This is a genomic window from Streptomyces viridosporus T7A (assembly GCF_008704515.1).
Classification (GTDB): domain Bacteria; phylum Actinomycetota; class Actinomycetes; order Streptomycetales; family Streptomycetaceae; genus Streptomyces; species Streptomyces viridosporus.
Window position 1 is genome coordinate 7,189,023 of record NZ_CP023700.1, and the last position, 12,827, is coordinate 7,201,849.

General features: G+C 73.5%; 15 protein-coding genes. 4 read left to right on the top strand and 11 right to left on the bottom strand.

What is annotated here, in order from left to right; genetic code table 11:
- Positions 1-42: 42 nt before the first annotated feature.
- Positions 43-1,263 (bottom strand): bifunctional class I SAM-dependent methyltransferase/NUDIX hydrolase, encoded by a 1,221-nt coding sequence (locus CP969_RS34480; protein ID WP_016823590.1) that lies wholly within the window; start codon positions 1,261-1,263, stop codon positions 43-45.
- A 147-nt stretch (positions 1,264-1,410) separates the two neighbouring features.
- On the bottom strand, positions 1,411-2,136 hold the full coding sequence (locus tag CP969_RS32805) for a class I SAM-dependent methyltransferase (protein WP_004980002.1): 726 nt from the start codon (positions 2,134-2,136) through the stop codon (positions 1,411-1,413).
- Between the two features lie 619 nt (positions 2,137-2,755).
- On the opposite strand from CP969_RS32805, the gene CP969_RS32810 reads away from it, so the two are divergent.
- Positions 2,756-3,097, top strand: coding sequence for an STAS domain-containing protein (locus CP969_RS32810; RefSeq protein ID WP_016823589.1), 342 nt, complete (start codon positions 2,756-2,758; stop codon positions 3,095-3,097).
- 141 nt (positions 3,098-3,238) lie between these two features.
- On the opposite strand, the gene CP969_RS32815 is transcribed toward CP969_RS32810, so the two are convergent.
- Both CP969_RS32815 and CP969_RS32820 read right to left on the bottom strand, forming a co-directional pair.
- Positions 3,239-3,877, bottom strand: a complete 639-nt coding sequence (locus CP969_RS32815) for a hypothetical protein (RefSeq protein ID WP_016823588.1) — start codon at positions 3,875-3,877, stop codon at positions 3,239-3,241.
- A 218-nt stretch (positions 3,878-4,095) separates the two neighbouring features.
- Positions 4,096-4,665, bottom strand: coding sequence for a DUF6328 family protein (locus CP969_RS32820; protein WP_016823587.1), 570 nt, complete (start codon positions 4,663-4,665; stop codon positions 4,096-4,098).
- A 237-nt stretch (positions 4,666-4,902) separates the two neighbouring features.
- On the opposite strand from CP969_RS32820, the gene CP969_RS32825 reads away from it, so the two are divergent.
- The gene (locus CP969_RS32825; RefSeq protein WP_016823586.1) at positions 4,903-5,826 is read left to right on the top strand and encodes a Rieske (2Fe-2S) protein; all 924 of its coding nucleotides are present in this window, start codon (positions 4,903-4,905) and stop codon (positions 5,824-5,826) included.
- Between the two features lie 233 nt (positions 5,827-6,059).
- Here the strand turns inward: CP969_RS32825 and CP969_RS32830 are convergent, their stop codons facing one another.
- Complete coding sequence (locus tag CP969_RS32830; RefSeq protein WP_016823585.1) at positions 6,060-6,971, bottom strand: SDR family oxidoreductase; 912 nt, start codon at positions 6,969-6,971, stop codon at positions 6,060-6,062.
- 121 nt (positions 6,972-7,092) lie between these two features.
- On the bottom strand, positions 7,093-7,467 hold the full coding sequence (locus tag CP969_RS32835) for a hypothetical protein (protein WP_004979992.1): 375 nt from the start codon (positions 7,465-7,467) through the stop codon (positions 7,093-7,095).
- Positions 7,468-7,812: 345 nt separating this feature from the next.
- On the opposite strand from CP969_RS32835, the gene CP969_RS32840 reads away from it, so the two are divergent.
- Positions 7,813-8,994 carry a Cmx/CmrA family chloramphenicol efflux MFS transporter gene (locus CP969_RS32840; RefSeq protein WP_016823584.1) on the top strand — a complete coding sequence of 394 codons (1,182 nt, stop codon included), beginning with the start codon at positions 7,813-7,815 and terminating at the stop codon, positions 8,992-8,994.
- Positions 8,995-9,412: 418 nt separating this feature from the next.
- Here the strand turns inward: CP969_RS32840 and CP969_RS32845 are convergent, their stop codons facing one another.
- From CP969_RS32845 to CP969_RS32855, 3 genes are read right to left on the bottom strand one after another with little or no spacing between them, the layout of a single operon-like run.
- Positions 9,413-9,856, bottom strand: coding sequence for a hypothetical protein (locus CP969_RS32845; RefSeq protein ID WP_016823583.1), 444 nt, complete (start codon positions 9,854-9,856; stop codon positions 9,413-9,415).
- Positions 9,857-9,868: 12 nt separating this feature from the next.
- Positions 9,869-9,973, bottom strand: a complete 105-nt coding sequence (locus CP969_RS34715) for a BBE domain-containing protein (RefSeq protein WP_109541748.1) — start codon at positions 9,971-9,973, stop codon at positions 9,869-9,871.
- Positions 9,961-10,572: an FAD-binding protein gene (locus tag CP969_RS32855; protein ID WP_016823582.1), complete on the bottom strand. Its 612-nt coding sequence runs from the start codon at positions 10,570-10,572 to the stop codon at positions 9,961-9,963. Before CP969_RS32855 ends, CP969_RS34715 begins: the two co-directional genes overlap by 13 nt.
- A gap of 86 nt (positions 10,573-10,658) precedes the next feature.
- Here CP969_RS32855 and CP969_RS32860 point away from each other — a divergent pair, with 86 nt between their 5' ends.
- Positions 10,659-11,786 carry a helix-turn-helix transcriptional regulator gene (locus tag CP969_RS32860; RefSeq protein ID WP_016823581.1) on the top strand — a complete coding sequence of 376 codons (1,128 nt, stop codon included), beginning with the start codon at positions 10,659-10,661 and terminating at the stop codon, positions 11,784-11,786.
- Between the two features lie 155 nt (positions 11,787-11,941).
- Here the strand turns inward: CP969_RS32860 and CP969_RS32865 are convergent, their stop codons facing one another.
- Complete coding sequence (locus tag CP969_RS32865; protein WP_016823580.1) at positions 11,942-12,409, bottom strand: hypothetical protein; 468 nt, start codon at positions 12,407-12,409, stop codon at positions 11,942-11,944.
- Positions 12,410-12,493: 84 nt separating this feature from the next.
- Positions 12,494-12,718, bottom strand: coding sequence for a hypothetical protein (locus CP969_RS32870; RefSeq protein WP_016823579.1), 225 nt, complete (start codon positions 12,716-12,718; stop codon positions 12,494-12,496).
- Between the last annotated feature and the right edge of the window lie 109 nt (positions 12,719-12,827).

Genomic DNA, 12,827 nt, shown 5'->3' on the forward strand with positions numbered 1-12,827 from the left:
GCAGGCGGCCCGGAGCCGACTCGGACCGGACGGGGGCACGCGTCAGGCCGGGGCCTCCTCCGGGGCGGCCACGGCCCCGGTCGCCCCGCGTGCCGTGCGGTGGGCGTAGGGCGTGAAGTGCGCAGGGGGGTGGTCGACGGGCAGGTCGGGGCGCCAGGCGGTGAGGATCTGGGCGCTGCACACGAACAGGCCGTCGGGCAGTCGGTCCAGGGGGTACCAGGCCCAGTCGCCGACGCTCTCGTCCGGCCGCGTGGCCGGCCGGCCCTGCCAGGCGCCCACGAGGGCGCCGACGGTGACCCGGACGACGTCACCGACGTGATCGACGAGTGTGCCCAGGAGCGTGACGTCGTCGGGCCGGGCGATCAGACCGGTCTCCTCGGCGAGTTCACGGACCACGGTCGCTTCGAGGGACTCCCCGGCCTCCACGGTCCCTCCCGGTAGTTCGAGAGTGCCGTGACGGTGACGGCCGAGGAGCACACCCCGGTCGCCGAGGACAATGGCGCCGACCCCGATGGCCGCGTGCGGCGCGGGTGGTCGCGTGGTGCGGGGCCGACTGGAGACGCGTGCGGAACGGTCCGGGAGGCGGCGGGCGCGGATGAGCTGCTGCACGACGGGGTTGCTCTCGTCGCGGGGGCGCAGGAGATCGACGGCCTCGATGCGGAAGCCGTGCTCGGAGAGCAGGTCCTCCCACAACTGCGGTGTCAGGACCCACATCCGGGTGGGCAGCGGCGGGTCGTCCCGGAGCCTGATCGTCTGCTCACGCGGCGCGACCGTCGTGGACGGACCGCGGCCGTGCAGGTCGGTGTGGAGGAGCGAGAGGACCAGCGGCGCGCCGGGGCGCAGACCGTCGCGCAGCGCGGGCAGGACGCGGTACGGGTCGGTGAAGGCGAGGCTGCCGATGGCGTACGCGGCGTCGAAGGGTTCGGCGGTGCGCAGGTGGTCGACCACGTCGCCGTGCACGAACCGGACGCCGGGGGTGCCGGCGTGCGTGCCGGTGGCGCGTCGGTGCTGGGTGGGGGACAGTTCGATCGCGGTGACCCGGGCGCCGTGGACCCGGGCCAGGTGCACGGCGTGGTGGCCGGCGCCGGAGCCGATGTCCAGGACGCGTGTGCCGGTGACGTCCCCGAGGATCTCCGCACCGGGACCGATCCCCTCCCACGGAGTCCACTCCAGTCGTTCGGGGACGGGCGGCACGTACCCCCGATCGAGCTGGCGTCGGCCGTACACGGTCCAGGCTTCGGTGTTGAGGTCCTCGACGGACACGGGCACTCCTGAGAGCGGAGGGGAGCGGCGACCGCGTGATGCCGTCGCCCGGATGTGCGGACCGAGGTTCGGTCGCGAGGTGGTTCGGGCCTCGGCCCTGGTGTACGTGTTCGACGGCGTCCAGGTGGGTGAAGGGTCCCTCGCCCGTCAGCCGTGGTCACTCGGCGAGACCGTGGGTGGCCCTTTGGTCGTACGGGGCCGGGGCGAGCCGGCGTCGGCGCGGTTGCTCGGAGGTGGGTCGGCCGCCGTCGAAGGTGAAGCCGGTCCCGCCCAGGGGTCGGCCGGTGCCTCGACCCGTGGCGTGGTGCCGTCCGGGTGGGAGCCGCGCAGGACCACGAAGGCCAGGCCCTCGACGTCGTGGCGGGCGGTGGCGGACCAGCCGGCCCGCAGGCGGGCGAGTTCGTTCTCGTCGAGCGCGATGCCGCGCCGCTCGACCGGGGTCTCTGCGGCGAGGGGCGTGACGACCACGAGGGCACCGCCGGCGCGCAGCCGACGGCTGAGCGAGGACATGGCGTGCTCGCGGTTCTTCAGGAACGGATACACGAACCGGAGGGTGATCACGTCGTAGCCGTCGGCGTGCAGCGGTGCCGGGTCGTCGCCTTCGATGTCCAGGCACAGCCACCGGGCGGCCTGTCCGTACCGGGCGGTCGCCTCGGCGAGGGCGTTGTCGGACCAGTCGACGGCATCGACGCGGTAGCCGAGCGAGGACAGGTGGGCGGCGAGTTCGCCGACCCCGCACCCGACGTCGAGGGCCCTGCCGCCGACCGGGGCGGGAACGTGTGCGGCGAGCAGCGACCGCTCGGAGTCGCTGAGCCGGCGATAACGGCGGCCGTTGGCGTAGCCGGTGTTCCATGCGTCCTGCGTCGTGAACACGAGGGGGTACGTCCTTCCCGGAAACGGTGAACTCAAGGAAACGGCACAGAGGGACGGTGCGGGGTCGAGGACGGTCGGCCCGCCCGTCGTGCTGTCCGGAGCACCTTTCCGGCGGTGATGCGCCGCGGGCAAGGGATCCGATGCGGCCGTCGGCGTGGCGCACGGTGCTGCCCGAGGAGGCGGTGACGGGTTCGAACACAGGATGAACGAGCGCAGGGCGGTGCGAAGTGTGCACGAGTGCTCCTCGGGGCGTGATGCGGACAGGTGATCGGCCAACTGGGGAATTCCTGTCGCCGTCACGGGTCCGCGGGGGCGACGTCTGGAACGTGATGTCGATTGACCGGCCCAGCCCTGATGGAGCGGAGGGGCGCACACCGTGATGCTGTGTTCGATCACTCCTGTGGGTGTGGGTACGGCTTCCGGGGGATTGCGGAGAAGTCTCCGCGTGACGCGGATGCGTGGCTGGGGGAACCGTTGCCCCACCCGGTGCCTCACCCGCGCACGTGGTCCCGTGAGAACGATCTCGCGGGCACCCGATCGCAGGGCCGGGGGAGTAGGGGATACGCGGATGGTGTGCCGGGAGCGAGGATCCTTGTCAACGAGCGCGGACGAGGAAACCGTGTCGGACGCTTGTGCGGCACGACCCGGCCTGTCGATCGGTTACGAGAACGTCGACGGCACCCGGGTCGTGGTCCTGCGCGGCGAGATCGATCACCACCACCGCGACGGTCCGCAAGAGGCGCTGCTCCCGCCGGAGGGAAGCCCGCGGACCGTGGCCGACTTCGGCGGAGCGACGTTCATGGACCCCAGCGGTGTCGACGTACTCATCGCCACCCACCAGGCCGGGGGCCGGCTGCGTCTGGTGGGCGGGCGGGAGCTCGTCCGGTGCGTCATGGCGTTCGTCGGCATCGACGTGTTCATTCCCTGCCACCCCACCGTCGAGGATGCCCTGACCAGTTGATCGGGGCGTTGCCCCCCGGGGGCCCCGCCCACGGCGTCGGAGACACCGGTGCGATCGCGGCCGTTCCCGTGGTTTCCCGCCGCCGGCCCTGTTCAGGGGGCCCTCTTCGCGGAGGCGGCCGGGGCCTCGCGCCGGGTGTCGTCACCCCGGAGGGAGGGCCACCGTCGTCGTGACCCGGGTGAGGGCGGGGTCCGGCGGCGTCGAACCGAACCCGAAGCGCACGGGCGGTTCGACCGGTGCCATCGTTCCGAGGTCGGTGCTCCCGAAGGCAGCCGAGACCGCACGGATCGGCAGCAGGTCCCGGGCGCCGTACCACTCGCGGCGGCCCCCACCGGCACTGCCGCGGGTCCGCACGCCCGGCAGCAGCAGGCGGGCGGGCCGGTCGATCAGCGTGCTCCACACCGGACGGCGGGCGAGCACGCCGGGAACGGCGCGCAGCACGAGGCCCAGAAACCGTCGCCAGCCGGTGGTGAAGCGCAGGTCGAGCGGCCCCGCGGTGACGGTCCAGGTGCCGTCCGTGACACGCACGTCGACCGGGACGACACGCACCGAGTCGAAGAGGTAGGTGCTGCTGATGAAGTCGGCCGTCTCCTGCGTGGGGGCCAGCAGCAGCCTCTCCCCGTCGGCCCGTTCCAGCATCACGTCGCTGAACGCCCCGAACGGTGAGCGCTGCCAGTGTCCGAGCACGATCCGCGTGCCCGAGGAGGTGCCCAGGCCGGCGATCCAGCCGTCGAAGCGCAGCCGCGGGCGCCGCGCGGCCCCGCCGAGCATCCGGTTCATCCGCTCGTCCTCGCTCGGAAGGCTCCCCGGGCCCTGCCCGGGACGAGCCCGCCGCGGTCCGGAGGGACCGCACTGCACCGGCTGTACGGGCATGACAGGCAAGCCGGTCATCACCTACAGGGGGACGCTACGCCCCGCCCGCCGCGACGGCACCCCGCCCCGAAGCGGTCACGGCGCCCCGGCGGGCTCGCGTCCCGGCGGGCGCGCGCCCCGGTGAGCTACGCGGCATCGCTTCCGGAGCGCCGGGCGGCGCGGCGGCGCAGGTACAGCGGCAGCGCGTACCAGCACAGACCGAACCACAGCATGACCCCGGCGGCGAGTGCTTCGGCGAGGACGCCGGGCACCACGACACGGAGGATCAGCAGGAGCGTGCAGCCGATGGTCAGCGCGAGGAGGACCATGCCGCACATCATCAAGCGGCCGGCGGCCTCCACCAGCTCGTCCTTCATGCGCTGGCCGGACAGGAAGCGGTGGATGGAGACGGGCGCTATGAGCGACCCGGTGGCCGCCGCGCCGAGCACCACGGTGATGACGTAGACGACGCGGTCGAAGGTCTCCAGCTCCCGGAACAGCGGGGTGAACGCCACACTGAGCAGGAACCCGAAGAGGATCTGCACGCCCGTCTGGGTGACCCGGGTCTCCTGCAGGATCTCGTTCCAGCGGCGGTTGACCCGCTCACGTGCGGTTTCCGGCGCCTCGGCAGCGGGCTGCGGACCGTGGCCGCCGTGGTGCGTGCAGCAGGCGGTGTCCTCCCCGGCCGACCCGGCCGGCTGCTCCGTCATGGTCATGGCGCCCTCCGTATCCCAGGCAGACCGCTTGCCCCGTCCGGGCCCCTTCCATGCGGATCATGGATGCGGGAGGACCGGTGCCCGCGGGACCGCGGCGTGAGGCCCGAGGCCGGGGGGGCGGCCGCCGGCCTCGGGCCGCCGCCCGGGCACCGGACTCGGGCCCGGCTCCGTTTGCCGTCCGGACGGATGGGGACCCGGCGGGTCATGAATGCCATGAGTGCGACGCCTCGTCGTCGGATGCGGCAGAGCCGGGCCCTGCGACTGCTGGACCGGCTGGAACGGGAACCGCGGGCCGACCGGCTGATCGGCGTGCTCCGCGAGGGAGTGCGTTCGCTCCCGCTGGGGCGCGGCAGGGACGCGCTGCACGGCAGGTGGCTGGGGCACCCCGTGCATCCGCTGATGGTGCAGGTCCCGATCGGGAGCTGGATGTCCGCGGCGGTGCTGGATCTGCGGCCGGGCCGTTCCCGCGAGGCCGGGCTGCTGGTCGGTCTCGGGCTGGCCGCCGCCGTGCCCGCGGCCCTGGCGGGTGCCGTCGACTGGGCCGAGCTGCACCGTCAGCAGCAACGCGTCGGCCTGGTGCACGCCCTGGCCAACACCGCTGCCGTCGGCATGTACGCGGCCTCGCTCGCCTGCCGTCTCAAGGGACGGGAGGCGGCGGGCCGGACGTTCGGCTTCCTGGGGCTGACGGCGGTGGGACTCGGCGGAGCGCTGGGCGGCCACATGGCCTACCGGCAGGCTTCCGGCGCCAACCACGCCGAAGAGGTGCCGCACGTGGTGACGCGGGGCTGGCACCGGGTCGGGGGCGTGGACGAGTTCCCGGCCGGCCGCCCGGTGCGGCGCAGCGTGGACGACGTGCCGGTCCTGGTGGTGCGTGAAATCGGCGGCGCCGTCCACGCGTTGGCCGAGCGGTGCAGCCACCTCGCGGGACCGCTGTCCGAGGGCACCGTCGCCGACGGATGCGTCCAGTGCCCCTGGCACGGCAGTGTCTTCCGGCTCGCGGACGGCTGGAACGTCCGGGGCCCGGCCACCGCGCCGCAACCCGCCTTCGACACCCGGATCGTCGACGGCCACGTCGAGATACGCCTGAGGCAGCAGGACGGGGAAGCGGACCGGCGGGCAGTCGGGACGGGTGCGGGCTCGGCCCCCGGGAACACCGGCTGACAACCGGCCCTGACGACCTGTGACCCGGCCCCGCAGGCCGGAAGTTCGTCGTGGATGCTCTGCACAAGGTGGATGCTCTGCACAAGACGGCCTACGCCTTCGCCCCGGCGTCGCCGCCGACGCCCCCAGAGCCGACGCCCCCGCCGCCCCAAAGAGGACCCGGCCGCGCCGTCCGCCCCTTCACCCGTACGACGGCTTCGGCCGGTGCCGGTGGAGGGGCGGACGGCCAAGGGTCAGCGGGTGTCGGTCAGTCCGCCGGTGACGGCGACGACCTCGCCCACGGTGTAACTGGAGTCCGCGTCGGAGGCCAGGTACACATAGGTCGGTGCGATCTCCTCCGGTTGGGCCACGCGCCCGAGCGGGCCCTCGCTGCCGAGCTGGGCCAGGCCTTCTTGGGGCATGTTCTGGTCGGCGATGTTGAGCACCGTCCAGGTGGGGCCGGGGGCGACCACGTTCGCGCGGATGCCGTCCTTGGCCAGGTGCGGGGCGATCGACTTGGTGAAGTTGACCAGGGCGGCCTTGGCGGCCGCGTAGTCGATCATGGTGTTGCTGCCCTTGAGCGCCTCCTCCGAGGCGGTCGCGATGATCGCGTCGCCCGCCTTCAGGTGCGGGCGGGCGGCCTGCACCAGGTGGAAGTAGGCGTACACGTTCACCTGGAAGGACCGGTCCCAGTCCTCGAAGGTGAGCTGCGACAGGTCCGTCTGGCTGTTCAGGTGAGCCGCGTTGTTCACCAGGATGTTCAGACCGCCCAGCTCCCGCACGGTCCGCTCCACCGCCTCGCGGCAGAACGACGCCTCGGACAGATCGCCGGGGAGCAGCAGGCACCGCTGCCCCTCGGCCTCCACCGCGCGACGGGTCTCCTCCGCGTCCTGCTGTTCCTCGGGCAGGTACGCGAGGGCCACGTCGGCGCCCTCGCGCGCGTACAGCACCGCCACCGCACGGCCGATGCCCGAGTCCCCGCCGGTGATCAGCGCGATCCTGCCGCGGAGCTTGTCCGCCGCACGGTAGCGCTCCGCCAGGTAACGCGGCCTCGGCTCCACGTCCTTCTCGTGCCCCGGGGGCTGCTGGCGCTGCTTGGGGTAGGGCGGCTTGGGCTCCGCGACCACCTGCGGCTCGCCGCCACGGATGCTGCCGTCGTCCTGCATGGGGGAGAACCTCCTGACGTCTGCGGCGGCAGGATCCGGTTTCCCCTGCCGCCCGCGGTCAGGTGCCCCTGGGAGCGCCGGGGAAACGGAAGGGCGGCGGACCGGTCGGATCGACGCCGCGTCAGACGAAAGCCGTGAGCCGGGACGAGCCGGGCCCGGCGACGCGCAACCGAACGGAACGGAGCGCGCATCCGGACCTGTCGGGGCGGCCACGTCCCGAGAGCGCGGAAGCCGGGCGGCGCGGTGCGGCACACCGGTGCGCGCCTGGGCCCGCCTGGGCCCGCCCCGCCCGCTGTGTCAGGCGGGCGCGCAGTCGGCTCAGGCGGTCGATCCCGGCGTCGAGGACCGCCGGCCGGCGCTCGACCACCCCGTGGGCGGGGGAGACCGTTCCGGCGTGCGCGCAGCGCCGCTGCGGATCGTCGACCAGGAGGTGGAGCCGGTCGGCGATGCCGCGCGGGTCCTCGACGGTGAGGCCGAGGGCGAGCAGTTCCTGCACCGCACGAGGGGCCCGTTCGATGTGCGGCAGACGGGCAGGGAGCCGAACTCTGGGCGGTCCGGGGCACGAAGACGGTGACACTGGCCAATGCGGTCGAAACCGAGGTGCCTCGACGGGCGTCGGTCGGGTAGCGTGCGGGCCATGTCGAGTCCTGAGTCGGACAAGGTGGGGGCTTTCGGTCACGCCGTCAGCCCCCTGAACCGCTGAGCTCGTAGTGCTGTCGTCTGGACCACTGAGCTCGTAGTTCCGTCGTCGCGCCGCATTCCGCGGTGGGACGCGCGCCCTTGGGGCCGGCCGCGGTGACGAGATGACCTTCTCGTTCCTCTCTCACCCCGGAGCCGCTCGATGCCTCTCCCGCTGTACCTGCTTGCCCTGGCGGTCTTCGCCATGGGCACCTCGGAGTTCATGCTCGCCGGCCTCTTGCCGGACATCGCCTCGGATCTCGACGTCACCGTCGGGACAGCGGGCGCGCTCACCTCGGCCTTCGCGATCGGCATGATCGTCGGCGCCCCGCTGGTGGCCGCGCTCGCCCGCAACTGGCCCAGGCGTTCCAGCCTTCTCTGGTTCCTCCTCGCCTTCGCGGCAGCTCACGCCGTGGGCGCCGTCACCACGAGCTTCCCGGTCCTGTTCACCACCCGGGTCGTCGCCGCGCTCGCGAACGCGGGGTTCCTCGCCGTCGCTCTGACGGCTGCCGCCACGCTGGTCCCGCCGGACAAGAAGGGACGTGCGCTGGCCGTGCTGCTGTCGGGCACGACGGTGGCCACGATCGCCGGTGTCCCCGGCGGATCGGTCCTCGGCACGTTCCTCGGCTGGCGGGCCACGTTCTGGGCCGTCGCCGCTCTCTGCCTGCCCGCAGCTCTCGGCATCCTGAAGGGGGTCCCGGCGCGACAGGCGAAGGAAGGGGCGACCGGCGGGCCGGCCCTGCGCGCGGAGCTCGCCCAGCTCACCCGGCCGCGGTTGATCCTGGTGATGCTGCTCGGCGCGCTGGTGAACGCGGCGACGTTCGGAAGCTTCACCTTCCTCGCCCCCGTGGTGACCGACACCGCCGGGCTGGACGAGTGGTGGATCTCCGTCGTGCTGGTGCTCTTCGGTACCGGTGCCTTCGTCGGCGTCACCGTCGCCGGCCGGCTGTCCGACCGGCGCCCCGGCCCGGTCGTCGCAGCCGGTGGGCCGCTGCTGCTCATCGGCTGGCCGGCCCTGGCGGTGCTGGCCCACCGGCCGGTCGCCCTGTGCGTCCTCGTGTTCGTGCAGGGCGCGCTGTCCTTCGCGCTGGGCGGCACGCTGATCACGCGGGTCCTCTACGAGGCCGCGGGCGCCCCCGCCATGGCCGGCTCGTACGCGACCGCGGCACTCAACGTCGGCGCCGCCGTCGGCCCCCTCGTCGCCGCGACCACCCTCGGCACCGCGGTCGGACACCTCGGGCCGCTGTGGGCGAGCGGCCTGCTCGTCGCGGTCGCGCTGCTCATCGCGTTCCCCTTCCGCACCGTCGTGGTCGCGGCCGGCCGAGGCGCCGAGGTGCTCCAGTGACGCATCCGGACGGCCCCCTGGACACCGAGGGGCACCGAAGGCGCGTGGAGCGCCGCCGCGCCCGTCCGACCGCCCGCACGGCCGCCGGCCACCGGTGCGGTGTCGGCCGCCGAGTCACCGGGGCGCCCCTCGGACGCGGGAACGCGCCCCGTGGTGTCCCGCTCCAGGTCGCCGGGCAGCAAGCCAGGTCGAGAACCGACAGCTCATCGCGCGCCATACGTCCTCCTCCTGTGACTTCTGTTCCGGCGGGCAGCGCGGCCGGCCGGCCGGACCGGCTCCTGCGAAGGGCGGGACGGCGTACCGCGGCCTCCGATCAGCGGCGGCCGCGGACACGAAGGAACAGGGAGTGCTCAACCTGTCGGGGAGAGCGCGGCCACACCCTTGCCCACCGCGTCGCCGGCCTTCCGGCAAGACACAGTCAGCCGGACCGGAGCGTCCGCAGCTCGAGGGTCTGCCAGGATGCGAACACCGCGACCGGGACGATCTGCAACCAGGTCCACACGACACCACCGGTGGTGAGGTCGAGCCAACCGAAGGCCAGGGCGGCCAGGCTCAGCAGGATCCACGACACGCCACAACCGATCACGGTGCGTACGGCCCCGGCGGAGATGCGGGCGAGCCGTGCCACGACCGCTATGCCCACGCCCAGCGCCAGCATCACCGCGCCGACCGCCGCCACGAGCGCCGTACTCGGGCCCAGGAGCCGGCCGAGTGGACCGGCCGCCGCCAGATAGCAGACTCCGACGACGGCCATGCCGGCCGCGTCCAGGGCGAGTGTCCGGCGCAGTCCGTCCTCGGCGCCGCGCCGGCCGGCGGGGTGGTCGTCGGAGGGAAAGCGGACGGAGGAAGGGGGATGGGACACGTCGACTCCCCGTCAGTTCGCCGAGGCCGCGTCGGTGGCGGCCGGCGGGATGTTGTAGGTGAGGCGGAAGAGGTTCTGCGGATCGTGGACGGTCTTCAGCCGCGTCAGTCGCTCCAGGTCGGCCGGTGCGTATGGGGCACGGACCCGGTTCTCGCCCGCATTCGCGCCGAAGCCGAGGAAGGTGAGGCGGGCGCCGGACGAGACCGGTGCGAGTGCCTCGAAGAGCTTCTCGTACAGCCGAAGTCGTCGTGACCGCCCACCACCGCCCGGTGCAGATCCGGTTCGCTGTCCACGGTGACCCGGCGCAGTTCCCCGTCCGCGGTCACCAGCTCCAGGCCGCGCACCCGGTCCGAGGCGTAGCCGTACGTGCGCACCAGCAGTCCCACACCACCGCCCAGGACGTAGGAGACGACACCCACGTGCGGTGCGGAACCGTTCAGCGGCGCCAGCCCGTGCGGCACCGTGGCGGGGATCACCTGCTCGAAGCGGGCACCCGCCCCGACCCTCACCGTGCGCCGGTCCGGATCCACTTCGACGCCCGTCATGCGGCTCGCGGTGAGGAGCACCCCGCCCCGCGCGGCTCCGACGATCAGCTCGAGCTCGCGCCGGACGGCGAGATTCGCCCCGGTGCGCTCCTCGTCGTACCCCTCGTCCCCGGGCAGCAGGACAGGTCCCTCCACCCGGGAGGCGAGCGTCTGGATGTCGGTGTGCTCCACGAGTCTCTCCGTCCGGTTCCGCTGGTGTGCGCCATCGTGAGGCCGAAACCTGACAGCCGCCGACAGGTATGGGAAAGACTCGAGGGGTGAAGTTCGACCGGCTCCTCTCGATCCTCCTGCTGCTCCAGCAGCGGGAGCGCGTCCCCGCGACCGAACTGGCCCGGCGCCTGGAGGTCTCGGTGCGCACCGTCTACCGGGACGTCGAGGCCCTGTCGGCGGCCGGGGTCCCCGTCTACGCCGAGCGCGGGCGGTACGGCGGCGTCCGGCTGCTGCCCGGGTTCCGTACGGACATGACGGGCCTGACCCGGGACGAGGCGCGAGCCCTGTTCGTCCTCGTGAGGCAGAGCGCGCACTCCGCGCTGGGGCTGGACCGGGCGCTGAGCTCGGCGCTGCGCAAGATGATGGCCGCGCTGCCCGCGCCGCACCGATCGGCCGCCGAGCTGACGAGCCGGCGACTGCTGATCGACCCCGACGGCTGGCTCGGCGAGCAGTGCGACCGGACCGGGCTGGACGAACTGCACGACGCCGTCCTCACCGACCGCCGACTGCGGATCGCCTACCGGCACAGCGGCCGCGCCACGGTCGACGTCCACTCCGTCGATCCGTACGGCCTCGTCTCCAAGGCCGGCACGTGGTACCTCGTCGCCGACCTGGCGGGGCACCCCCGGCTCTTCCGTACCGACCGGCTCAGCGGCGTCGCCGTCACCACGGAGCCGGTGCGCCACCGTGACGGTGTGGCACTCGTCGAGGTCTGGGAGGAACTGCGCCGGGAGGTCGAGTACCGCGGTGGAGGCGTCGTCGTCCGGGCCCGGGTACGCCGGCATCGCCTGGACATGCTCCGCCGGATCACCCGCCCGCACTTCCTCGGGGCGACCGGGGAGGGCCCGCTGGACGCGGAGGAACCGATGCCCGGTGAGAAGCCGGTGGCGGGCGAGGAACCACCGACCGATGGGGAGCCGGCGGTCCGGGGCGTACCGGCGGGAGAGCCGGTACGCACGGCGAACGGAGGGAACGGCAAGGGCGATGACGGCCGTGACGGCACGGCGGCCGATGACACATGGCTGACGGTCGAGCTGGAGTACCCGGTGCCGGCCGCGGTCTGCCAACTGCTGCAGTTCGGCACGGACGTCGAGGTGCTCGGACCGCCCGAGGCCGTCCAGGAGATCTCCCGTGCTGCCGCCGCTCTCGCCGCGCTCTACTCCCGCACCGGCTGAAGACTCCCCGCCGGCGCGTCGACGTGCTCCCGCAGGCCCGTCCGCGAGGCGACGCCGAAGCGTGGCAGCCGGGTGCGGGCGGGGGCGAGCGCCGCGCCCCGTACGCGAAGTGAGCGTACGGAGGCGGAGGGGAGTCGGTGCGCGCGCCGGGTCCCCTACGCGACCGGGCAGGGCAGTTCGGGGACCGCGCGGTTCGGGGAGCACGTCACCACGGCCAGGGAGAGGTACGAGGGGCGTTCGAGGTAGCAGCCGTACGACACGTCGGCGCCCGAGCGCAGGCGTTCGGCGGCGGCGTCCACCAGCCGGGCCAGGCGTGCGGTGTCCCGGTCGCACTCCGCCGCGAACCGCGGGGCGTACTCGGCCAGCCGCTCACCGAGCCAGGCCGCCGCCTCCTTCGCCTCGTCCCAGGTGCCCCGGACCAGTGAGCGGGGCTTGACGAGCCAGTACGCCGTCTCCAGGGGCGGGAGGTCCGACGTGTGGAACTCCGCGGCCACCTGGCGGTAGCGCTCGATCAGTTCCGGCCTGCTCCCGGCCGGGGGCGGGTCGGGGTGCGGGGGCCGCCGCAGGGCCTCGTCGTCGAAGCGCGCCTTCGGGCCGGTCCAGAGGTAGGCGTGGTGGTGCACGATCCGTTCCCGTTTCGAGGAGCGCCGACCGGACGCGGGGAGGGACCCGGTCCGGTCGGCGGTGGGAGGGGAGGGGGAGGAGGGTCAGGCGCCGAGGCCGAAGCGCGCCGGGTCGATACCGGCGGCGCCCAGTTCTTCGGTGGTGAACCGCAGCGGCTGCGCGTCCGGCCGCTTGCTGTCGCCCAGGGCCCAGGCGTCCTCGCCGATCCGGGCCAGGGTCACGCACCCCTCGGTGCAGGGGCCGCCGCACGCCTTCGTGAACGAGGCCCCGCTGATGTCGAGCGCGTAGAGGTTGGTTCCGTTCTGCATGACTGCACCTTCCAGCTCGTCTGACGCGGCCGGGTCCGGCCGCCGCCGCCCGTGGTGGGCGGGAGTCCACGGGAGGGGAGATGGCCGCCCGGGTGTTTCCGCAGGTGAG